Origin of the sequence: Janthinobacterium sp. 344 (assembly GCF_900112025.1) — a bacterium.
Classification (GTDB): Bacteria; Pseudomonadota; Gammaproteobacteria; order Burkholderiales; family Burkholderiaceae_D; genus Janthinobacterium.
Map to the genome: position 1 here is coordinate 397,035 of NZ_FOKL01000002.1, position 20,276 is coordinate 417,310.

At 65.5% G+C, this 20,276-nt stretch carries 22 protein-coding genes; 12 read left to right on the forward strand and 10 right to left on the reverse strand.

Annotation, left to right across the window (positions count from 1 at the left end; genetic code table 11):
• Positions 1-95 precede the first annotated feature (95 nt).
• Positions 96-923, forward strand: coding sequence for an HDOD domain-containing protein (locus tag BM193_RS08030; protein WP_092798347.1), 828 nt, complete (start codon positions 96-98; stop codon positions 921-923).
• 234 nt (positions 924-1,157) lie between these two features.
• A complete protein-coding gene (locus tag BM193_RS08035; protein WP_368087090.1) occupies positions 1,158-1,409 on the forward strand; it encodes a flagellar protein FliT in 252 nt (83 codons plus the stop codon).
• Between the two features lie 399 nt (positions 1,410-1,808).
• Here the strand turns inward: BM193_RS08035 and BM193_RS08040 are convergent, their stop codons facing one another.
• Positions 1,809-2,927 carry a type IV pilus assembly protein FimV gene (locus tag BM193_RS08040; RefSeq protein WP_092798345.1) on the reverse strand — a complete coding sequence of 373 codons (1,119 nt, stop codon included), beginning with the start codon at positions 2,925-2,927 and terminating at the stop codon, positions 1,809-1,811.
• A 172-nt stretch (positions 2,928-3,099) separates the two neighbouring features.
• On the opposite strand from BM193_RS08040, the gene fumC reads away from it, so the two are divergent.
• From fumC to BM193_RS08055, 3 genes are all read left to right on the forward strand, one after another.
• Entirely contained in the window at positions 3,100-4,494 is a 1,395-nt protein-coding gene (gene fumC / locus BM193_RS08045) for a class II fumarate hydratase (protein WP_092798344.1), read from the forward strand.
• Between the two features lie 96 nt (positions 4,495-4,590).
• On the forward strand, positions 4,591-4,812 hold the full coding sequence (locus BM193_RS08050) for an RNA-binding S4 domain-containing protein (protein WP_092798343.1): 222 nt from the start codon (positions 4,591-4,593) through the stop codon (positions 4,810-4,812).
• A gap of 146 nt (positions 4,813-4,958) precedes the next feature.
• The gene (locus tag BM193_RS08055; protein WP_092798565.1) at positions 4,959-5,243 is read left to right on the forward strand and encodes a hypothetical protein; all 285 of its coding nucleotides are present in this window, start codon (positions 4,959-4,961) and stop codon (positions 5,241-5,243) included.
• Here the strand turns inward: BM193_RS08055 and BM193_RS08060 are convergent.
• From BM193_RS08060 to BM193_RS08095, 8 genes are all read right to left on the reverse strand, one after another.
• The gene (locus BM193_RS08060; protein WP_092798342.1) at positions 5,240-6,880 is read right to left on the reverse strand and encodes an MNIO family bufferin maturase; all 1,641 of its coding nucleotides are present in this window, start codon (positions 6,878-6,880) and stop codon (positions 5,240-5,242) included. The two genes, BM193_RS08055 and BM193_RS08060, sit on opposite strands and share 4 nt — an antisense overlap.
• 20 nt (positions 6,881-6,900) lie before the next feature.
• Positions 6,901-7,206, reverse strand: a complete 306-nt coding sequence (locus BM193_RS08065; protein WP_092798341.1) for a BufA1 family periplasmic bufferin-type metallophore — start codon at positions 7,204-7,206, stop codon at positions 6,901-6,903.
• Between the two features lie 288 nt (positions 7,207-7,494).
• On the reverse strand, positions 7,495-7,695 hold the full coding sequence (locus tag BM193_RS08070; RefSeq protein WP_092798340.1) for a YjfB family protein: 201 nt from the start codon (positions 7,693-7,695) through the stop codon (positions 7,495-7,497).
• Positions 7,696-7,753: 58 nt separating this feature from the next.
• A complete protein-coding gene (gene mobB, locus BM193_RS08075) occupies positions 7,754-8,278 on the reverse strand; it encodes a molybdopterin-guanine dinucleotide biosynthesis protein B (protein WP_092798339.1) in 525 nt (174 codons plus the stop codon).
• Between the two features lie 151 nt (positions 8,279-8,429).
• Positions 8,430-9,911 carry an alkaline phosphatase family protein gene (locus tag BM193_RS08080; protein WP_092798338.1) on the reverse strand — a complete coding sequence of 494 codons (1,482 nt, stop codon included), beginning with the start codon at positions 9,909-9,911 and terminating at the stop codon, positions 8,430-8,432.
• A gap of 120 nt (positions 9,912-10,031) precedes the next feature.
• Positions 10,032-10,712, reverse strand: coding sequence for a general secretion pathway protein GspB (locus BM193_RS29270; RefSeq protein WP_092798337.1), 681 nt, complete (start codon positions 10,710-10,712; stop codon positions 10,032-10,034).
• A 1-nt stretch (position 10,713) separates the two neighbouring features.
• A complete protein-coding gene (locus BM193_RS08090; RefSeq protein ID WP_092798336.1) occupies positions 10,714-12,366 on the reverse strand; it encodes an AAA family ATPase in 1,653 nt (550 codons plus the stop codon).
• A 62-nt stretch (positions 12,367-12,428) separates the two neighbouring features.
• A complete protein-coding gene (locus tag BM193_RS08095; RefSeq protein ID WP_092798335.1) occupies positions 12,429-12,938 on the reverse strand; it encodes a hypothetical protein in 510 nt (169 codons plus the stop codon).
• Between the two features lie 410 nt (positions 12,939-13,348).
• On the opposite strand from BM193_RS08095, the gene BM193_RS08100 reads away from it, so the two are divergent.
• On the forward strand, positions 13,349-13,621 hold the full coding sequence (locus BM193_RS08100) for a PEP-CTERM sorting domain-containing protein (protein ID WP_139176161.1): 273 nt from the start codon (positions 13,349-13,351) through the stop codon (positions 13,619-13,621).
• 49 nt (positions 13,622-13,670) lie between these two features.
• On the opposite strand, the gene BM193_RS08105 is transcribed toward BM193_RS08100, so the two are convergent.
• Positions 13,671-13,958, reverse strand: coding sequence for a hypothetical protein (locus tag BM193_RS08105; RefSeq protein WP_092798333.1), 288 nt, complete (start codon positions 13,956-13,958; stop codon positions 13,671-13,673).
• Positions 13,959-14,306: 348 nt separating this feature from the next.
• Here BM193_RS08105 and BM193_RS08110 point away from each other — a divergent pair, with 348 nt between their 5' ends.
• The 6 genes from BM193_RS08110 (at position 14,307) to BM193_RS08135 (ending at position 20,271) form a co-directional block, all read left to right on the forward strand.
• Positions 14,307-15,179 (forward strand): glucosamine kinase nucleotide-binding domain-containing protein, encoded by an 873-nt coding sequence (locus tag BM193_RS08110; RefSeq protein ID WP_092798332.1) that lies wholly within the window; start codon positions 14,307-14,309, stop codon positions 15,177-15,179.
• Between the two features lies 1 nt (position 15,180).
• Entirely contained in the window at positions 15,181-15,915 is a 735-nt protein-coding gene (locus tag BM193_RS08115) for a GntR family transcriptional regulator (RefSeq protein ID WP_070282815.1), read from the forward strand.
• Positions 15,912-17,024 carry an N-acetylglucosamine-6-phosphate deacetylase gene (gene nagA / locus BM193_RS08120; RefSeq protein ID WP_092798330.1) on the forward strand — a complete coding sequence of 371 codons (1,113 nt, stop codon included), beginning with the start codon at positions 15,912-15,914 and terminating at the stop codon, positions 17,022-17,024. Before BM193_RS08115 ends, nagA begins: the two co-directional genes overlap by 4 nt.
• Positions 17,014-18,027, forward strand: a complete 1,014-nt coding sequence (locus BM193_RS08125; protein ID WP_092798329.1) for an SIS domain-containing protein — start codon at positions 17,014-17,016, stop codon at positions 18,025-18,027. Before nagA ends, BM193_RS08125 begins: the two co-directional genes overlap by 11 nt.
• 101 nt (positions 18,028-18,128) lie before the next feature.
• The gene (locus tag BM193_RS08130; protein ID WP_092798328.1) at positions 18,129-19,385 is read left to right on the forward strand and encodes an ABC transporter substrate-binding protein; all 1,257 of its coding nucleotides are present in this window, start codon (positions 18,129-18,131) and stop codon (positions 19,383-19,385) included.
• A 16-nt stretch (positions 19,386-19,401) separates the two neighbouring features.
• Positions 19,402-20,271 (forward strand): carbohydrate ABC transporter permease, encoded by an 870-nt coding sequence (locus BM193_RS08135; RefSeq protein WP_092798327.1) that lies wholly within the window; start codon positions 19,402-19,404, stop codon positions 20,269-20,271.
• Positions 20,272-20,276 lie beyond the last annotated feature (5 nt).

Here is a 20,276-nt window from a genome sequence, read left to right on the forward strand (position 1 = left end):
AAACAGCGTGCGGGATCTTTTTTGCATGAGAACAAAAAATCGGCATATAGTTTCACGACCCCACACCGTGCCGCGCGAACGCCCAGGAGATTGCCATGCAACTTGAAGCGCTGTTCCAGCATCCCCATGCCCTGCCTGCCGCCCCGAAGATCGTCGATGAACTGGTGCGCAGTTTCGACAATCCCGCCATCTCCACGGAAGACATCGCCCGCAAGCTGGGCGCGGACCCGGCCCTGAGCGCCAAGCTGCTGCGCCTGGCCAATTCCGCGTATTACCACGTCTCGCGCAGCATCGGCACGGTGGAAGACGCCGTGCTGATGCTGGGATTCGTGACCGTGCGCACCCTGGTCATCAGCTCGGGCCTGGTCAGCGGCTTCAAGGCCGTGCCCGGCTTGAACTTGCCGCAGTTCTGGCGCTACAGCCTGCATAGCGCCGTCACGGCCCGCTGGATCGCCAGGCAGACGGGCGATAACCAGGAACTGGCCTTTACGATCGGCATGATGCATGCGATCGGACAACTGGTGATCCATGCCGCCATGCCCGAACAAGCCATGCAGCTCGACAAGATCGCCCCGCCCTTCGATGCGCGCCGGCTCGACGCGGAGCGGGTCTCGCTGGGCTACAGCTATGCGCAGGTGGGCGCGGAACTGGCACGCCGCTGGAAATTCCCCGCCGCCTTTGCGGACGCCATCGCCGCGTTTCCCGACCCGCTGGCGCAAACACCGCTGAACCGCCTGGCCGCCATCATCCACCTGGCCGCCTGGCGGGCGCGCATCGAGGAAAACCAGTTCAGCAACGAAGAAATCATCGCCTGCTATCCGGGCGACGTGGCTGAAGCGCTGGGCTTGCCGCCCTCGGTGCTGGTGGACAAGATGCCGCCGCCCGCCGAATTGAGCGCGGGACTGGAAGAACTCGTCAAATAAGACCGCCATTCGCCGGCATCGCGCAGCTTGAACCCCCAGCATCCATGCGGGTTGGCGGGCGTTGCCGGCGAGCACCAGAAAATAATTCGCATTATTTTCACTTTTTTTTCACAAACACCCTCAAGTCCCCCGTGGCACCGCCGTTAATCTAGACAAGCGGTAATCCATTCACTAGTTACGGGTGTGCTCATGACCTCCAACGACGTTCTCTCGATGTACGAAAATATTGCAGGAATGACCGATAAAATGGTCGTGGCCGCACGTGCGAGTGACTGGGATGGCTTGAATACACTGGAAAACCAGTGCGCCAGCGCCGCCAGCCCCACCTTGCCGGGCAAGGTGCCCGCCCTGGCCGGTGCCGCGCGCATGCGCAAGATCGACCTGCTCAAGCAGATCCTGGCGAACGACCGCGAAATCCGCACCATCACGGAACCGTGGATGGCGCAAATGGCCAGCGTGATGCCGGCAGCGCGCGCCAGCATGTAAGCTTGCCGCACCAGAAAACACAAAAGCACCCGCGGGTGCTTTTTTTACGTCTGCCGCCATGGCCTTGGCGCGCGCGCCGATTGCTGGTAGCGGCGTCCAGGGCATGACAGGGAATTGGGAAGGCGAGCCCCAGGTATCTCCTGGCGTCGCCTCGCTGCCGGTTGCATCCGGCGTCCGCGAGCACATCGTTGGCATCGCAGACCGCTTCCAGCCCCAGGCGTTTATGCAACGCTACACCTGTTTGCCGCGCCACACTATCGTTGGTGACTGCGCCAGGCAGGGACTGTTTTGTCGTAGAGCAAGTCCACTGCCTTGATTATATCGCCATCTTTGAAAAATATGCAACGCCATTGGCAAGCGTTTCCCTGTATTTTTTCAATATCTTTTTTTGCATCAAAATTAACGCGAAAACGGCTCCGGCTCCGGCGCGGCCGCTTCAACCTCCTCTGGCGCTTCCGTCAGGACAGGCGGCGCCGGCTTGCGGCGAAACGGCTTGCGCAGCAAGACCCAATACTTTGACGGCGCCGGGGGCCGCCCCGCTTCCTTGCGCTTGCGCAGGAAGTACACGATGGCGGCCGTCAGCAGCAGGAAGAGCAAGGTGCTGATCCCCAGCCAGAGCAAGCCATGGCCGCCCGCCTTCTTCTCGTCCGCCGGCGCCGCCACAGGCTTGGGCTTGGCATGCGGCGGCCGCGCCACGGCTGGCGCGGCGGCGGGCAGGGCTGCGGCGGCCGTGGCCGGTTGGGCCAGCGCTTTTTGCAAGGCACCGATCTTGCCTTCCAGCTCGCCCAGCTTGTCATTCAGGGCCGTATTTTTTTGCTCCAGCGCCACGCAAGCTTCCGCATCGGCTTGCGGCGCACAGGCCGCCACGGGCGCGGCGCGGCGATGCAACGGCGGTGGACGCACGACCATGGGCGGGCGGATGGCAGCGGCGGCAGCCTTGGGCTGGGCCGGTGGCGCAACGAACACGGCAGGCGGGCGCAGCATGCCTTCGGCGCGCGCGCGGGCCGCCAGCGCGGCAGCGTCCGGCGGCACCGATGCCGCCGGCGACTGCGGCGCGGACAGTGGCTTGATGGGTGCGGTGACGACTGGCGGCGTTGGCGGCGTTGGCGGCGTTGGCGGCGGCGGCGTCAGCCACAGCGTTGCCAGGCGCACGATGGCGGCATTGCCATTGCCCAGCAACAAATACAAATGCACGTGGCCGGCCTGGATCGCTTGCTGGGTGGCCACGCGCACGTAGCGGCGCCCGCCCCGCTCCACCGGCGTGATGGTCAAGCCCTGCAGCGCCGCATCCATGCCGATGCCGCCGCCCCGGTACACATCGGGCGAGGCCAGGCGCACGGCCACGCCATTGGCTTCCTCGGGCGCCAGCGCCGTCAGCTCGACCTCGGCCAGCAAGGGCTGGCCCACGTGCGACTGCACCGTCATCTCGCCCAGTTCGGCTGCCATGGCCGGGGGCAGCGCCAGGCAGGCGGCGGCGCACGCGATCAGGATCCGACGGAAAAAGGCGCTACGTGGCATGGGCTGATCGCTTTGATAACAGGGTAAAGGAAGGGGACTCGCCCCTCTTTAACGGCAGGAAATCGGGGAAATGTAGAGGCAAGCAGGCAAAAATGATGCAATACAGCATCATCCTGTGCCTTTTTGGCGTCTGGAGTACACTCGATCCACCTCCATCGATGAAAGGGATGCCATGAGTAGCAGAATCGAACGCGACAGTTTCGGCCCGATCGACGTACCCGCCGACCGGCTGTGGGGAGCGCAAACGCAGCGCTCGCTCGAACATTTCCGTATCTCCACGGAAAAGATGCCACCTGAACTGATCGCCGCCCTGGCCACCGTCAAGCGCGCGGCCGCCCACGTCAACCTGGATCTGGGCCTGTTGGACGGCAAGAAGGCCGTGGCCATCACGCAGGCGGCCGACGAGGTGCTGGCCGGCAAGCATGACGCGGAATTCCCGCTGGCCGTCTGGCAGACGGGGTCTGGCACGCAAAGCAATATGAACATGAACGAAGTGCTGGCCAACCGTGGTTCCGAGCTGATCGGCGGCTTGCGCGGCGCCGAGCGCCTGCTGCACCCGAACGACGACGTCAACCTGGGCCAGTCCTCGAACGATATCTTTCCTACCGCAATCCACGTGGCGGCGGCATTGGCCGTCGCCAACACCGTGTTGCCGCCGCTGCGCCAGCTGCGCGCCACCCTGGATGCGAAGGCCACGGAATTTGCCGACATCGTCAAGATCGGCCGCACCCATTTGCAGGACGCGACGCCGCTGACCCTGGGCCAGGAATTCTCCGGTTACGTGGCGCAGCTCGACTTTGCCGAACACATCATCACCGCTGCCCTGCCGCCGCTGCTGCAGCTGGCCGCCGGCGGCACGGCCGTGGGCACGGGCTTGAATGCCCACGTGGAATTTGCCGAGCGCATCGCCGGCGAACTGGCGCGCCTGACGGGACAGCCGTTCGAGACAGCCGGCAACAAGTTTGCCGCGCTGGCCGCCCACGATGCCTTGGTGGCCGCCCATGGCGCTTTCAAAACCCTGGCCACGGCGCTGATGAAAATCGCCAACGACGTGCGCTGGATGGCTTCCGGCCCCCGCTCCGGCCTCGGTGAAATCACGATACCCGAAAACGAACCGGGCAGCTCCATCATGCCGGGCAAGGTCAATCCGACCCAGTGCGAAGCGCTGACCATGCTGTGCTGCCAGGTGTTCGGCAACGACGTCGCCATCACGGTGGGCGGCGCCTCGGGCAACTTTGAATTGAACGTCTTCAAGCCCCTGATCGCCCACAACTTCCTGCAAAGCGCGCGCCTGCTGGGCGATGGCATGCGCAGCTTCGACGAGCATTGCGCGCACGGCATCGCGCCGGACCGTGGTCGCATCGCCGAGCTGATGGAACGCTCATTGATGCTGGTCACGGCGCTGGCGCCGCACATCGGCTACGACAAGGCGGCGCAAATCGCCAAGCAAGCCCAGCACGAAGGCACGACCTTGAAGGAAGCGGCGCTGGCCCTGGGCTTTGTGACGGAAGAGCAATTCAGTGCCTGGATCGTGCCCCTGGAGATGACGCACCCCAATAAAAGCTGAGGCTGCTCCCTGCATTGCTGGCGGCTTCAGGTAAACTATGATTTAGTTGAGGTCGTCATCAAGTGTTTAAAACACATCATTGCAATAAGGGATACAATGCAAAAAGTAAGCTTTGATTTAACATCCGAGTTCGTCGAGCTGAACCAGCTTTTGAAGCTGGTCGGCCTGTGCGACAGCGGTGGCGCAGGCAAGGTCATGGTCGATAGCGGCGTGGTCAAGGTCGATGGCAAGAAGGAATTGCGCAAGACCGCCAAGATCCGCGCCGGCCAGGTCGTCAGCGTGGGCGATATCCGCATCACGGTCGTCGGCCCTGTTTGATCCCCACATGGGGCGCGCGAGCGGCCCCATGCACCTTGCCCGCCATCGCGCCTTCCGGCTGCCTGATCAAGCTGCAACACGTCGTTATTGCCAGCGTCATTGCCAGCGTTGTGTCATATGAATATCGATTGCGGAAGGGAAGCGCCATGGAACATCCCGAACAAGGTACGCGCAGCCAGGAGCGCCTGATCGGCGACTTGCGCCAGGTCATCGAAAATGCGGAAGAATTGCTCCGCAACACAGACAAATACACAAGCACGCTATACCAGAGCGCGCGCGCCCGGCTGGAACTGGCCCTCGTCGCCGCTACCGCCGAGCTTGCCCGTTTTGAAGAAGAGCAGGTGACGCGCATGATGGACGCCACCCTGGCCGCCAACGCCCTGTACCAGGACCAGACGGGCGAAGCGCGTTTGCTGCGCGCCTTCGACTAGCCAGGCGATAGTTCAACCAGCACCGCATGCGCCAGCCACAGGCGCAACTGCCCGCCCAGGTCGAACTGCTCATCGCGCTCGCATGCCGCGTCGAGCGCCGCGCCGAACGGCAGCCCCTGCTGCAGCAAGACCAGGGCCGCATGCGCGGCCTCATCGAGCACCAGCACCTGCGCCTGCCAGCGGGGACGGCAGACCAGCGCATGGCTGGCCAGCTGCAGGTCTTGCGGAAATTTCCCATGCCCCTCCCCCTCCTGATGCGCCAGCCACAAGGCCGGCACTTGCCAGCTTGACGCCAGCAAGCCGCACGCCGGGTGCAGCATCCAGCGGCTCGCCTCCAGCTGCTGCGGGCTCAAGGCGGCCAGCGCCGCGGGCGCCACGCCCTGCGCATCGGGCGCGTAATGGGCCAGGTGCACGGCCCACTCCAGGCGCGCCATGTCCGGCAGGTAAGGCAAATCCGCCACGTGTGGGAAGGCGGCGAGAAAATCGGCGAAACGGGCGCCAAACTGGTTCAAGTCGGGGCTATCTGACGGATATTGCCTGCCATACGCGCGCGCCAGGCCGGCAAAGAATTCCTCCCCCACCAGCGCCAGCACGACGGGATAGGCGTGCCCCAGGGTACGGCGCCAGGTGGCGCTCAAGTTGCCACGATACAAGGCGAAACGTTCGGCCGACGCCGGCCCCTGGCATTGCCGCAGGAACGCCGCTTCGCGGTTGGCATCCAGCAGGGCCGTGGCAAACGCCTGCTGTCCCGCAGCCAGGGCGCCGGCAGGAACAGGGGCTGGCGCCGCCACCGGCGCGCCTTGCCACGGGGAATGCGGCGCCTGGCGCGCCAGCATCGCCTGCGCCTTGTCCGCCTCGCCCAGCAGGACATCGAGCGGCGGCAAGTCCGTATCCCATTCGATCAGGGTGGGAATGGCGCCAAAGCGCTGCAAGGCCGCCGCGTACAAGTCCCAGACGGGCCCGGCCACGGTGGCGCCGTGGTGGTCGATCACGGCCTGCGGCGTGACAAGGTGGCCGGCCAGGTGCAGCTCGCCCACGCTGCCGGGCGCGAGGCACTGCAAGGCGGCCAGGGCGTCTTCGCCGTGGTTGCACTGGTTCACATACAGGTTATTGATATCGAGCAAAATGCCGCAGCCGCTGCGGCGGGACAGCTCGGCCAGGAATTGCGCCTCGCTCATGGCATCGTCGGCAAAACGCAGGTAAGTGGAGACATTCTCCAGCAAGATCGGCCTTTGCAAGACATCCTGCACCTGGCCGACCCTGGCGCACAGCAAGTCCATGGCGGCGCCGTTCAAGACCAGCGGCAGCAGATCGTTCAGTTGCTGCTGCGCTACGGCGCCCCAGCACAGGTGCTCCGATACCATGGCCGGCTCGATGCGTTCGACCAGCGCGCGCACGCGCTGCAGGTGCGGCGCGGAAAAACCGCGCGCCGAGCCCAGCCCCAGGCCCACGCCGTGCAGGCTGATGGGGTAATCCTGGCGCAAGGTCCGCAGCACTTGCCAGTCCCAGCCCGATGGCTGCAGATAATTTTCGGTATGCACTTCCAGCCAGCCCACCCGGGGCCGGCGCGCGAGAAAATCGCGGTAATGCAAGGCGCGCAGGCCGACGCCCGCGCCAGCGAGCACAGGAGACGGCATGGCGATGCTGCGCGGAATGCTTATGGCTGCGTGGCTGGCTTCGTGCCCTTGGCGGCCTTGACGGGCTTGAGCGAACCGCCCGCCTGGGTGCACGTGCCCTTGGCAACATAGGCCCATTCCGTGGGCAGCTTGTCCGCGACAGCCTGGCCCGCGCAGGAGTGCGCGCCATCGGACGAGGCGCAGTCGTTCTGGCCCGCTTTGGCCACGCCGTAACATTTTTCCTTGTCGCCGTTGGTGGCCGGCGCATCATGCGCGGCCGCGCTGACGGTGGCGCTGGCACAAATGCCGGCAAGGGCGGCGGCGATGAGAGCTTGACGTTTATTCATGGGTAATCCTCTGGCATGGTCGGGGGAATCGGCGAGACGGCACGGCGATACGGCACGGCAGCCTGACGCCATTGCGGGCAGTCAGGATGCAATGCACATCATTCTACTGAATCGGCCGCGCCATGGCGAATTATGCTGCACGCAAAAGCACACCGGGCCAAGCCAGAGGGCGGAAAGAAAGGGGGAAAGGTGGCGAACGCGGACAAAAACGACAAGCGACGCCCACGCGCCACCGTCGAGCACGCTGGCGTGGGCATGGCGGACGCCGGGATGGCGCCGAGGTACGACTCAGGCAGTCGTGTTGATGCGGTTACCCAGGTGGGCCGGCAGGTTCGCCGACGACTGCACCGGCGGCAAGGCTTCCAGCAAGGCATTCGCCGTGGAACTCTGGATATCCTGCGCCTTCTTCAGGACGGTCAAGCCGACGGCCTGCCGCGTGCCTGTCTCCGCCATCGTGGTTGACAGTTGAGCAATGCTTCCGACGTCCATACGTTTCTCCAATGAGGTTCTACCCTTGTTAACGGACAACGATGGCAAACCTTTAGCCTTATTTTTCCAGCCGTTGCAGCAGCCAGTCCAGCACCAGTTCGCGCGCGTTCAAGTCCAGCCACTGGACGCCGTCGCGCAGACCGGCCGGTGCGGGGCTGTCGGAGGCCACGGCGATCACGTTCGGGTCATGCGGATACAGGGGTTCCTGCCCTACTTCCGGGCGGAATACTTCCAGTTTCGGGATCGGGTCCGTCTTGAAACCCTCCACCAGGGTCAGGTCTGCCGGACCCATGCGGGCCAATTGCTGCGCCAGGCTGGGCTCGGGTGCGCCACGCAGCTCGTGCACGATGGCAAAGCGATACGGCGACGCCACCAGCACTTCCGCCGCGCCCGCCATGCGCAGGCGCGCGCTATCCTTGCCCGGCGGTTCCAGGGCCAGGTCATGGTGGCTGTGCTTGACCAGGTTGACGCGCACGCCGCGCGCCGCCATTTCCTTCACCACAAATTCCAGCAGGGTCGTCTTGCCGCTACCGGAGCGGCCAATCACGCCGAGTACGGGGTGCGCGGGCATTGCATCGTGCATGGGGGCAATTCCTTGTTTGAGTATGCCGTATTATACGCAGCCCTCCCCCTGCACGATGGCATGACGGCGGCGCCCGGTTTTACCCAGGCTTGCCCACATCAAGCATTGATCGATCAGCTTGCCACGCACGATCGCGCACGCCCTCCCCCCATCAGTCAGCGCCTTCGCCGTCCACGCTGCCGCTGTGCCCGGCCGCGCCCTGCTCAAGCACATGGGCAGGAGGCAGGCCGCCGTGCACGGCGCCCTTGCCGCGCCGGCGCCGCCCCACCGACTGCGGCGCCGTCTTGCCATTCGCCGCCAGCGCATTGCGGGCCGTGCGGGCCAGTTGCCGGTGCGCGGCGATCGCCCCCGCCTCCTCGTCGGACAGGGCGGGCACACCGGACGCCGTGGCCGCATCCGCACCCGCCGCATCGCCAGCGGACAACGGCATGGCGAAGTCCATGGCGCGCACATCGGCTTCCCACTGCGCGCGCTGCGCCTGCACGCTGGCGGGCACGGCAGGGGCATTGCGCGGCTGGGCCAGGCTCAGCACCTCGCCCAGGCCATTCGCAGCCGCCACGCGCGCGCCCATGTCCGGCACACTGCCGTCGGCGGCGCGGCAAAAGCGCTGCAAAATGGTCTTGATGATGGAGGTGTGATCGTAGAGCTTGTGGCTGACGCTGCCGGCGGCGATCCACGGCGACACCAGCAGCATGGGCACGCGCACGCCGAACTGGCGAAACGCGGGGTCGTCGTCGGCGGCGGCGGGCGGCGGCACATGGTCGAAAAATCCGCCATGCTCGTCATAGCTGAGGATGAGCAAGGTGCGCTGCCAGGCGGGGCCGCGCGCCAGTGCCTGGTACACCTGGGCCACCAGCGCCTGCCCGGCACGGATATCGGCTGGCGGATGATCGTCATTGACGAAGAAGTGCGGGTCGATCCAGCTGACGGCAGGCAGGGTGCCCGCCAGCGCATCGCCGATGAAGCCGTAGCGGCGCTGGCTGGAACCGAACGGTTCGTAGAATTCGGACGAGCGGTAGTGGTCGTCCGTCAGGGCCAGGCTCCACGGCTTCCAGGCGGAATAGAATTTCCAGCTGACCAGGCTGCGCTCGAGCTGGCGCACGAACGATTTGTTCGCATACAGGGGCACGCGCTTGCTGTCCTTGCTGCCCGCCGCCCTGCCGCTGATCGCATACAGGCGGTTCGGCCAGGTGGCGCCCGGCACCGAGCTGTGGCAGCGGTCGCAGACGCAGAATTGCTGCGCCAGGAAGTCGTACATGGGCACATCGGCCCCATTGTAGTAGCCCATCACCAAATCGACATCAGGGTCGCCCGGATGCGTCTGCGCATAGTCGTCGACGAAGCCGCCGTTATTGTTCTGTAACTGTTGCGCCACCGACATGCCCGTATGCGACGGGTCTTGCTGCGGGCCGAACGCCGTGCGCCGCAAATGGTGCACCGGGTAGGTGACGCCCGCATGCACATTGGCGTGGCTGGCGCGCAAGCCATCGATATCGGCGCGCCCGCCTTCCAGGCTCAGGTAGCCCAGCATGTGGTCGAACGAGCGGTTTTCCATCATCAGCACGACGATGTGATCGATCCGCGCCAGGTTTCCCGGCGCATGGTCGGCAGAGACAGAGTCAGCAGCGGTCATCAACACTCCCCGGCCGCGCGCACAGGCGCGGCAACCCTGGTTCGACCAGGCGCCGCCAGTATGGTTCAGCTAACGGGTCCTGGCTTTGATGCGCGACAACGCGACGGTAGCACAAGCACCTCAGTACGGCACGCGGTAGCGGTAGCCCTTGAAACTGAAAATGGCCCCCTTCGGCTGCAACTTTTCCAGGACCAGGCCCGGCGCCACTTCCTCGCCCTCGTGGCGCAAGACTTTATCGATCAGCAAGAGGCGGTCGGCCGGATTCTTCGAATAGATATAGCCGCCGAGGGCGATGGGCGGAATCTGCCGCTGTATCGGCTCTGGCAAATCGCGCATGCCGGGCACGGACTCGTCGGCTGCCGGGGCAGGCGCCGCCACAGCAGGCAGCGGCATGACCGGAGCGGCCGCGACGGCCGGCGCAGGCGGCGCTTCGCGTTGCGCTTGCGCCTTCGGCACCGGCTTGGGTTCAGGCAATGGAACGGGCATGGCCGGCGCCGCCGGCACGGGTGCAGCAACGGGCAATGGCGCGGCCACGGGCGCGGACGCGGGCGGCGGCGCGGCGGCAGCCAAGGCGGCGGCCGGCACAGGCGACGGCGCTGGCGCCTGCCAAGGCTGCCACCACAGCAACGCGGCTGCCACGGCCACGAGGATGCCAGCCAGCGCCAGCCAGACGGGGCCGCGTTGCGCGCCGCTGGCCGCCGCGCCGGCGTGCAGCTGCACCTGCGGTGCATGGATCGAGGGCAATTCGCCCAACTGGCGCTCGGCCTGCGATTTTTTCAGTGCTTCAAGTATGTAAGACATCTTATTTCCCTGCCACCATCGCCGTCGCGGCAGGCGCGGACACGGCGGGCGCGGCGCCGGACAGGCGCGGCTCCCCGTTGTCGCCCAGCTGCATCAGGCGCATGAAAGTTTTCGGTCCCGCCAGGCCATCGGCCTTCAGGTTCTGGCTGTGCTGGAAGTCGCGCAGCAGACGTTGCATCTCGGCATCGAGCGGCTGATTCGGCTGTGGTGCGGGCAAGCCGTGCAGTTGCGCCAGGCGCTGCGCCAGCCAGTCGACGTCGGCGCCCCGCGCGCCCACCGGCACTTCGTCGCGCCAGGCGCGCGGGGCGCGCCAGAACGTGGTGAAACTGCCATCGCTGCGCTGCGCCAGCTCCGCCAGCGGCAGGCTGTGCTGCTTGCCGTCGAGCACCACGGTGGCCGTCTCGCCCCGTACCTGGGTCAGCAGCGCCAGCTGTTCCTGGCCCGCCGGCTGGCGCAGCGCCAGCATGGCGGGACGGTCCAGCACGCGCAGTTCGGCGATGCCGCCACGGCTGACGAGGCAGCGCAAGCCGGCCCTGGCGGCAGCCTGGCAAGCGTCGCCATCGGGCAAGTGCTCGCCCCACAAATCGGCCAGCTGGCGCAGCACGGCATTGCGGTCCGGCACGCTGGCAGGAGCAGGCGCAGGCACAGCGACAGATGCGGCTGCGGCTGCGGCCGCCGGCGCCACAGTCGCGGCGGGCGCTTTCGCCGTGGCCGTCACGGCCGGCGCGTGCGGTGCGTGCGGCAGGAAATGCCAGGCCAGCGCGGCCGTCACCACGGCGCCGGCCAGCACGCCACCGGCCACGTGCGGCCAGCGCAAGCCCTGCGCCGGCGCCTTGCCGCCCTCTTCGGCAAACACTTCCTCGGCGGCGCGGCGCAGGATCGGGCGCGTCACCTGCGGCTGGTTTTCCACGTAGGCGCCCAGCAGCGCGCGGTCGCACAGCAGGTTGATGCGGCGCGGCACGCCGTGGCTCAAGGCATGGATCTGCGCCATCAGGCGCGGCGCGAACGGCATCTGCGCCGTGCTGCCCGCCACGGCCAGGCGGTGGTGGATGTAGCTGGCCGTCTCGGCGGCCGACAGGGAACCGAGGTGATAGCGGGCGATCACGCGCTGCGCCAGTTGCTCCAGCTCGGGGCGGGCCAGCATGGCGCGCAATTCCGGCTGGCCGATGAGGATAATCTGCAGCAGCTTGCGCTCGCTCGTCTCCAGGTTGGTCAGCAGGCGCAGCTGCTCCAGCACGGCGGCGGACAGGTTTTGCGCCTCATCGATGATCAGGACATTGTTCTTGCCCTGCGCATGGCTGGCCAGCAGGTAGGCGTTGATGGCGTCGACATAGCCCTTCACGCTGGACACGCCGGGCGCCAGCGCGATACCGAATTCCTCGCAGATCGAATGCAGCAATTCCTCGACGGACAGTTTCGGATTGAAGATGTAGGCGAGCTGGCAATTCTCCGGGATCTGCTCCATGAAGCAGCGGCACACGGTGGTCTTGCCGGCGCCAATCTCGCCCGTCAGCAGGACGAAGCCGCCGCCGCTGCCCACGCCATACAGCAGGTGCGCGAGCGCCTCGCGGTGGCGTTCGCTCATGTACAGATAGCGGGGGTCGGGGGCGATCGAAAACGGCGATTGCTTGAGCTGGAAATAATGCGTGTACATGGAGACCCTGCGGTAAAACGATCAAAGTGCGCCCGGGCACGGCGACGCGGCGAAGCGCTCATTCACCGGGTTTGCGCGGGAGGCAATGGTTTGTATTTGGCGCAATAGACTTTCGCCTTGCTACGGAAGTAGACGATTTTACTGCCAGGCACGGAACCGCGGACGGGAAAGGCGGAATTATCCAGCTTGGCAAAGCGCATGCCCGAGGCGCTGCGGATGGCCGGCTCCAGCTTTTCCGGTGTCGTGTCGGCCACCACGCCCATGAAGACGAGGGGACTGGTATCGTCGCTGACGATCACATCGGTAATGGGCGCGCCCCACAGGCTGGCGTCCGTGCGGAACCAGTAGGCGCCCCCTTCGTGCTTGTAGGCGGGACCGAAGGCGGTCAGCAGATACGCATAAAAGGCCTTGTTGTCGATCTGGTCGACGCACAGCACGGCGTTGCCCACCACTTGCCCGAACGTCGTCGGCGGCGGTTTGGCCTGCGCCAGCACGCCGGAGACGGGCGCGCCACAGGCCAGCAGCGCGAACGCCGCCAGCCAGGGACGCTTCAGCAGGTCGCGTGCGCGCATGATCAGCGTTTGCGCTCTTCTTTCTTGACCTTCTTGGCTTCCTTCTTTTCCTTCATGGTCTTGGCCGGTTCTTTCTTGGCTTCTTTCTTGCTGTCCTGTGCCTTGCTCATCATCTACTCCATGCCTGGGCGGGAATGCCGCAGCCATTATGACACCGCCCCATGAAAATGCCACGTCATTTCCCAGGTGCAATGGAGGCGGCGCGGCAGCGAGCGCGGCCCGCATGCCCTTATCTGAAAAAAGACGTTTGCATTTTCACTTTATTATGTTTTAATACACGCAATTTATAAAAAGATATCTTCCGGCGCAGCGAACACCGCGCCGGCACCAAGCATACAACTGGGGACAGGAACTGGCCGGCGCGCGCCGCGGCCAGGTGGAATCAGTGCAGCCTTGGACAAAGACCTACCATGATGAGAACAATGATCTTGCTCGGTGCAGCCCTGTCGTTCTGCGCCAGCGCCAATGCCGGCGCGGCGCATGCGCAAACAGCCAGCACCCGGACCAGCTACCAGGCAAACAATTCCGCTGTGATACAGCCAGCCAGTTTTCAGGTGCCGCGCAGCCAACTGCGCGCGCGCATCCCGCATGAGCCGAGCACCTATTCCCTGCTGCTGGTCGCCGTAGGACTGCTGAGCTTGCGCATGCACACCCGCGTCAGCAGCGAAAAGTTCAGCCTCTGACGCAAAAACGGCCGCGCAAGGCGGCCGTCCCGTCACGCATTACGCGTGATCAGTGCAGGCACAGGCGGCGGCGGGTCTTCTCGATCAGCGCCGTATCATAGGGATACAGGTTCTCGATAAAGAACAATTCCGTTTCCGCCTCATCTTCCAGGCACATCTCGAGCATGACCGGGCCATCGCTTTCGCGGCCCAGGAAATCCTTCGGCCAGCGGTTCTTGCGGTGCGTGCGCATCATTTCCATGCCCAGCGCGGCCAGGGGCGCCGACACGCCGGCGGCCAGCGCCTCTTGCTGCCAGTCGTCCCAGTACGCGCTCTTTGCTGCCTTGTCGTTCATCATGCTCTTCCAACTCAGGTGTAAAAGGCGGACTCTACTCTTGATGGCCGGGCTTGCCAAGCATGCGTGAAAGCAATACCGCATGGCCAGCCGTATACCACTTGGAGAAAATTGGCATTAAACAAGGCCAATTTTAATACCATTTACAGGACATAAAAAACCCTTCAATAACAATCACTTACGTTCCCCATCGCAGGCGGCGGCGCGCCATCTTTACACCAATTTACAATACCACTTAAATACCTGTTGACAAGCCATCGAGGCAACAATATAGTGCCTTCAGCTTTTTCGCCGCCCGACAAATAAAAAACCGAGACAGGCGCAATCAACCATAAGCCGGACTGCAAACACATGATCGAATACATAATCGGCGTCGACGGCGGGGGCAGCGGTACCCGTGTACGCCTGGCGCGCCCGGATGGCCAGGAACTGGCCCAGGGCCAGAGCGGCCCTTCCGGCCTGGCGCATGGCATCGAACGCGCCTGGACTTCCGTGGCGCATGCCGTCACCCTGGCCTTCCGCGCCGCCGACCTGGAACAGCCCGCCCTGCAGCGCATGGCCATCGGCCTGGGCCTGGCGGGCGTGCACAACAAGCAGTGGGCCGCCAGTTTCATCGAACACAATCCCGGCTACGCCCATGTGGCGCTCGAATCGGATGCGCTGACCACCCTGCTGGGCGCGCATGCGGGCGAAGCGGGCGCCATCGTGGCCATCGGCACCGGCAGCGTGGGCGAAGTGCTGCACGCGGACGGCAGCCGGCATGAAGTGGGCGGCTGGGGCTTCCCCTCGGGCGACGAAGCGGGCGGCGCCTGGATCGGCATGCGCGCCATCAACCATACGCAGCAAGTGGTCGACGGCCGCGTGCCCGGCAGCGCCTTTGCCACCGCCATCATCCACGCCTGCGGCGGCCAGCGCGACGCCATGCAGGTGTGGCTGGCGGCGGCCAGCCAGACCACGTACGCACAGCTGGCGCGCCTGGTGCTGGAACACGCGGCCAGCAACGCCGTGGCGCGCGCCATCCTCGTCGAGGCGGGCCAGCAGGTGGCGCTGATCGCCAGGGCGCTGGACCCGGCCGGCAGCTTGCCCGTGGCCCTGTGCGGCGGCCTGGCGGCGCCCTTGTCGGCCTACCTGCCGGCGGAACTGTTGAAACTGGTCGTGCCGGCACAGGGCGACTCGGCGGCAGGCGGCCTGCGCCTGATACGCAAGCACTTGCGGGAGCACTGACATGCTGGCCAAACTGTCTGCCTTCAAACCCAACCCCGCCAGCGACACGCCGCTCTACATGCAGCTGGCGAACATGCTGTCGGACGGCATCGCCAGCGGCGACTGGCGCGCCAACCAGGCCCTGCCTTCCGAGCGCGTGCTGTCGGACATCCTGGAAATTTCGCGCGTCACGGCGCGCAAGGCCATCGACATGCTGTGCGACCGGGGCATGCTGACGCGCAAGCGCGGCTCGGGCACCTACATCACGCCGAAGCTGGAACAGCCGCTGTCGCGCCTGACCAGTTTTTCGGAAGAATTGCGCCAGCGCGGCTTCACGGCCGGCTCGCGCTGGCTGCAGCGCGACATCGGCGCGGCGGCGCCGCTGGAACTGCTGTCGCTGGGCCTGTCGCCGCACATGCCGGTGGCGCGCCTGCGCCGCCTGCGCACGGCCGACGAAGTGGTGATGGCGATCGAGACCACCACCATTCCCGCGCTGTACATGCCGGACCCGCAGCAAGTCACCGATTCGCTGTACGGCTACCTGGAATCGCGCGGCACCATCCCGATGCGCGCGCTGCAGCATATCCGCGCCGTCAACGCCACGGCGGAGCAGGCCAAGCTGGCCAACATCAAGACGGGTGAAGCCATGCTGCACATCACCCGTGTCAGTTATCTCGATAACGGCGCGGCGGTGGAACTGACCCACTCGTATTGCCGCAGTGATTATTATGAATTCGTAGCGGAGTCGCGCAGATGAGCAGCACAATCAAAGGCAATATCCTTACCCCCGGCGGCTGGATCCACGGCGCCATCGCCTTCGGCGAGCGCGTCGACAGCATCGAGGGCGATTCCCTCCACCCGTCCGGCAACAGCGACGACTACATCCTGCCCGGCTTCATCGACCTGCACGTGCATGGCGGCGCAGGCAAGGACATCATGGAAGGCGGCGAAGCCGTGTACGCCATCGCGGCCATCCATGCGCGCCATGGCACCACCAGCCTGCTGGCCACCACCATGACGGCGCCGCCGGAAGACATCGACATGGCCCTGACGGCCATCGGCGCCGCCGCCAAGGACCGCCGCCCGAACACGGCGCGCGTGCTGGGCGCCCACCTGGAAGGCCCGTACATCAACTCCGGCAAGCTCGGGGCGCAGCCGAACTACGCGCGCGCCGCCACCCTGGCCGAAATCGAGCGCCTGCAAACCCTGGCCAAGCTGCGCGTCATCACCGTGGCGCCGGAAATCGCGGGCCACCTGGACCTGGTGCGCGCCCTGGCCGACGCCGGCGTGCGCGTGCAGATCGGCCACACGCTGGGCTCCTATGAAGACGGCGTGGCCGCGCTGGAACACGGCGCCATGGGTTTCACGCACCTGTTCAACGCCATGAGCGGCCTGCATCACCGCGAGCCGGGCATGGTCGGCGCCGCCCTGGCGCACGCCGAATACGCGGAACTGATCCCCGACCTGCTGCACGTGCATCCGGGCGCCATCAAGGTGGCCCTGCGCGCCATCCCGCGCCTGTACTGCGTCACCGATTCGACCGCCGCCACCGGCATGCCGGACGGCGAATACATGCTGGGCCGCCACGCCGTGCAGAAATGCATGGGCGGCGTGCGCCTGCCAGACGGCACCCTGGCGGGCAGCACCCTCACCCTGGACCAGGCGCTGCGCAACCTGGTGGGACTGGGACTGGACCTGGCCGACGCGTCCAAGCGCGTGTCGACCAACGCCGCCGATTACCTGGGCCTGGAAGAACGTGGCCGGCTGGCCCCCGGTACTTACGCCGATCTGGTGGTACTCGATCGTGATCTCAAACTCAAAGCTGTGTATATAGAAGGAGAAATCTGTGACCTCAATGATGCTTAAAGAAGCCATTTCCGCCGCCGAATGCGTCGCCCTGCAACTGGCCAGCGACACGGAACGCTACGCGGAACTGGGCCGCAAATTGAGGAGCACGTCGTTCTCGACCGCGCTGACCATCGCGCGCGGCAGCTCGGACCATGCCTGCAACTACGTCGCCTACCTGATCATGGCGCGCCTGGGCCGCGTCGTGGCATCCTTGCCGATGTCGCTGGTCACGCTGAACAAGTCGCCGCTGGTGACGCGCGATACGCTGGCCATCTCGATCTCGCAATCGGGCCAAAGCCCCGACGTGGTCGAACCGATCCGCTACTTCCGCGACGGCGGCGCCACCACCGTGGCCCTCGTCAACGACATCGATTCGCCGCTGGCGCACGCCGCCGAGTGGGCCATGCCCCTGCGCGCCGGCAAGGAGCAGAGCGTCGCCGCCACCAAGAGCTTCATCACCAGCCTGGTCGCCGGCGCGCGCATGGTGGCCCAGTGGCAGAACGACCCTGAACTGCAGGCAGGCCTGGAAGCGCTGCCCGAAGCGCTGCTCGAAGCGACCCGCGTCGACTGGTCGCCCGCCATCGACGTGCTGGCCCCGGCCCGCAACATCATGGTCGTCGGCCGCGGCATCAGCTTCCCCGTGGCGCTGGAATCGGCCCTGAAATTCAAGGAAACCTCGGCCCTGCAGGCGGAGGCCTTCAGCGGCGCCGAAATCAAGCACGGCCCGATGGCGCTGATCGAAGACGGCTATCCGCTGCTGATTTTCGCCACGCGCGGCCCGACCCAGGCCGGCCTGCTGCAACTGGCCAGCGAAATGCGCGGCCGTGGCGCCAAGGTCCTGCTGGCGGCGCCCGCCGACGTGGCCGAGCGCGACCTGACCCTGCCCGTATCGGCCACGCCGGATCTCGATCCGATCGTCGCCATCCAGTCCTTCTACGTGATGGCGGCGAAACTGTCGGCCGCGCGCGGCATGGACCCGGACGCGCCGCGTCACTTGAGCAAGGTAACAAAAACAAACTAAGCAACAAGTAGTCACTTACGCCCCCCCAAAGGCAGAGACGGGGGTCGGATCCTGAGGGTCCGACCCCGGCACTTGCGGGGTCAGTCGCCAGGATAATAATAATGATCAAGAGACTGTTGGCAGCATTTGCCTGCGCGAGCCTGCTCGCGCCACAGGCATGGGCTGTCGAGAAAATCGAATTCTGGACCTTCAGCATGAAGCCCAAGTTCACGCCGTATTTCAATGCCGTGGTGGCGCGCTATGAGGCGCAGAATCCCGGCGTCAAGATCGAATGGATCGACTTCCCGTGGGATGTCATCCAGACCAAGCTGGTCACGCGCATCGTGGCCCGCACGCCGCCCGCGCTGGTCAGCCTGAACGTGCCGTGGGCCGACGAATATGCGCGCGACGGCTTGCTCACGCCCGTCGATGGCCTGATCGCGCCGGCGCGCGCCAGCTATATTCCCAGCGCCCTGGAAGACCTGCGCTTCAAGGGTGGCACTTACGGCTTCCCCATGTACAGCAATGTCGCCGTGATCGCCTTCAATACCGACATCTTCAAGCAGGCGGGACTCACGCGCGGGCCCGCCAGCCTCGATGAACAGCTGGCGTTCGCGCGGCAGATCGCCAGGCAGACGGGCAAGGCCGGCATCGCCCCTGCCCTGTCGAAGATCGACGGCCTGTTCATGCAGCAGGGCCTGGCCGTCATCACGGATAACCGCGCCGTCTTCAATTCGCCGCAGCACGTGGCGCTGGTGCAAAAGCTGGCCGACACCTATAAGGTGGGCGGCCTGCTGAAGGAAAGCCTGTTCGCCGAAGATAACTTCCCGGCCGTCATCGACGCCTACAAGGGCGGCCGCCTGGGCATGCTGCTGGCGCCGCCCACGGCCATGCAGCGCATCCGCGGCGACGCCAAGGACATTTACGCCATCACCGACGTGGCGCCCGCGCCGCTGGGGCCCACCGGCATCGCCGATGGCGGCTGGCTGGTGCACTTCGCCATTCCGAAAGGCGTGCCGGCGCGCCTGCTGCCGTCAGTCGGCAAATTCGCCCGCTTCCTGACCAACGATGCCAACCAGCTGGACTTCGCGCGCCAGGCCAGCGTCTTCCCCACCACCGTCAAGGCGGCCGCCGATCCGTTCTTCCTGTCCACGCCGAAGAACGCGGGCGCGGCCGAAAAGGCGGTGGCCGCCGGCGCCCTGTCGATGGGCCACTCGCGCACCCTGTACGTGGCCGGCATCGACGACTACGACGAGTTGCGCCGCTCGCTGGTAAAAGCCGTCGAGGCGGGCGTGACGGGCAAGCAGGATGTGCAGCAGGCGCTGGACCAGGCGGTCGCCATCTGGAACAAGAAGCTGGCCACCCTGCCGCGCCATTAAGGCCATCAAGGACACCATGAAACTCGCCCACCGCCACACCCTGCAAGCCTGGCTGTTCCTGGCCCCGGCCCTGCTGCTGCTGGCCGCCTTTTCCTTCTGGCCCGTCGGCTATGGCTCCGTGCTGGCCTTCACCGACTACAGCCTGATACGCGAGACGCGCTTCGTCGGCCTGGATAACTTCCGCTACATCTTCCATAACGAGATGTTCGTCTCGGGCCTGAAAAACTCGCTGATGTTTTTGCTGATGGTGCCTTTCGTGCAGGTGGGCGCCATCACCCTCGCCGTGCTGGTGAACAACCGCCTGCCCGGCATCCGCCTGTTCCGCGCCGCCTTCTACGTGCCGGTGGTGACGACGGTCTCCGTGGTCGGCATCATGTGGGGCTTCATGTTCCATGAACAGGGTGCGCTGAACTACGTGATGCTGACCTTAAAGCTGGTGAACGCGCCCGTGGGCTGGCTGTCGAACGACAGCCTGGCCCTGTTCGCCGTGATGTTCGTCACCCTGTGGCGCGGCCTGGGCTGGTACATGGTGATGTACCTGGCGGCGCTGCAGTCCATCCCCTCGGACATGCAGGAAGCGGCCATGCTCGATGGCGCCAGCCGCTGGCAACGCTTCTGGAAAATCACCGTGCCGATGCTGCGCCCGACCATCATGCTGTGCTCCATCCTGTCCGTGCTGGCGGCCCTGAAGGCTTACCAGGAAGTCGACGTGCTGACCCAGGGCGGCCCCATGAACTCGACCTTCACGGCGCTGTACTACGCCTACGACCAGGGCTTGAAACACTTGAAACTGCCGCGCGCGCTGGCCGCCAGCTTCGTCGTCTCGCTGTTCTGCATCGGCATCGCCCTGCTGTGCCTGCGCTATCTGAAACCCAAGCACCGCTGACAGGG

Excerpts from the sequence above, each read along its gene's own strand:
- BM193_RS08095 (WP_092798335.1), bottom strand. The coding sequence starts at position 12,938 with ATGCGCGCACGCGACCTGCTGAAGCGTCCCTGGCTGGCGGCGTTCGCG.
- BM193_RS08070 (WP_092798340.1), bottom strand. The coding sequence starts at position 7,695 with ATGGACGTCGGAAGCATTGCTCAACTGTCAACCACGATGGCGGAGACA.
- BM193_RS08090 (WP_092798336.1), bottom strand. The coding sequence starts at position 12,366 with ATGTACACGCATTATTTCCAGCTCAAGCAATCGCCGTTTTCGATCGCC.
- BM193_RS08135 (WP_092798327.1), top strand. The coding sequence starts at position 19,402 with ATGAAACTCGCCCACCGCCACACCCTGCAAGCCTGGCTGTTCCTGGCC.
- BM193_RS08030 (WP_092798347.1), top strand. The coding sequence starts at position 96 with ATGCAACTTGAAGCGCTGTTCCAGCATCCCCATGCCCTGCCTGCCGCC.
- BM193_RS08035 (WP_368087090.1), top strand. The coding sequence starts at position 1,158 with ATGACCGATAAAATGGTCGTGGCCGCACGTGCGAGTGACTGGGATGGC.
- BM193_RS08115 (WP_070282815.1), top strand. The coding sequence starts at position 15,181 with ATGCTGGCCAAACTGTCTGCCTTCAAACCCAACCCCGCCAGCGACACG.
- BM193_RS08065 (WP_092798341.1), bottom strand. The coding sequence starts at position 7,206 with ATGAATAAACGTCAAGCTCTCATCGCCGCCGCCCTTGCCGGCATTTGT.
- nagA (WP_092798330.1), top strand. The coding sequence starts at position 15,912 with ATGAGCAGCACAATCAAAGGCAATATCCTTACCCCCGGCGGCTGGATC.
- BM193_RS08110 (WP_092798332.1), top strand. The coding sequence starts at position 14,307 with ATGATCGAATACATAATCGGCGTCGACGGCGGGGGCAGCGGTACCCGT.
- mobB (WP_092798339.1), bottom strand. The coding sequence starts at position 8,278 with ATGCACGATGCAATGCCCGCGCACCCCGTACTCGGCGTGATTGGCCGC.
- BM193_RS08105 (WP_092798333.1), bottom strand. The coding sequence starts at position 13,958 with ATGATGAACGACAAGGCAGCAAAGAGCGCGTACTGGGACGACTGGCAG.
- BM193_RS08080 (WP_092798338.1), bottom strand. The coding sequence starts at position 9,911 with ATGACCGCTGCTGACTCTGTCTCTGCCGACCATGCGCCGGGAAACCTG.
- BM193_RS08050 (WP_092798343.1), top strand. The coding sequence starts at position 4,591 with ATGCAAAAAGTAAGCTTTGATTTAACATCCGAGTTCGTCGAGCTGAAC.
- BM193_RS29270 (WP_092798337.1), bottom strand. The coding sequence starts at position 10,712 with ATGTCTTACATACTTGAAGCACTGAAAAAATCGCAGGCCGAGCGCCAG.
- BM193_RS08130 (WP_092798328.1), top strand. The coding sequence starts at position 18,129 with ATGATCAAGAGACTGTTGGCAGCATTTGCCTGCGCGAGCCTGCTCGCG.
- fumC (WP_092798344.1), top strand. The coding sequence starts at position 3,100 with ATGAGTAGCAGAATCGAACGCGACAGTTTCGGCCCGATCGACGTACCC.
- BM193_RS08100 (WP_139176161.1), top strand. The coding sequence starts at position 13,349 with ATGATGAGAACAATGATCTTGCTCGGTGCAGCCCTGTCGTTCTGCGCC.
- BM193_RS08060 (WP_092798342.1), bottom strand. The coding sequence starts at position 6,880 with ATGCCGTCTCCTGTGCTCGCTGGCGCGGGCGTCGGCCTGCGCGCCTTG.
- BM193_RS08040 (WP_092798345.1), bottom strand. The coding sequence starts at position 2,927 with ATGCCACGTAGCGCCTTTTTCCGTCGGATCCTGATCGCGTGCGCCGCC.
- BM193_RS08125 (WP_092798329.1), top strand. The coding sequence starts at position 17,014 with ATGATGCTTAAAGAAGCCATTTCCGCCGCCGAATGCGTCGCCCTGCAA.
- BM193_RS08055 (WP_092798565.1), top strand. The coding sequence starts at position 4,959 with ATGGAACATCCCGAACAAGGTACGCGCAGCCAGGAGCGCCTGATCGGC.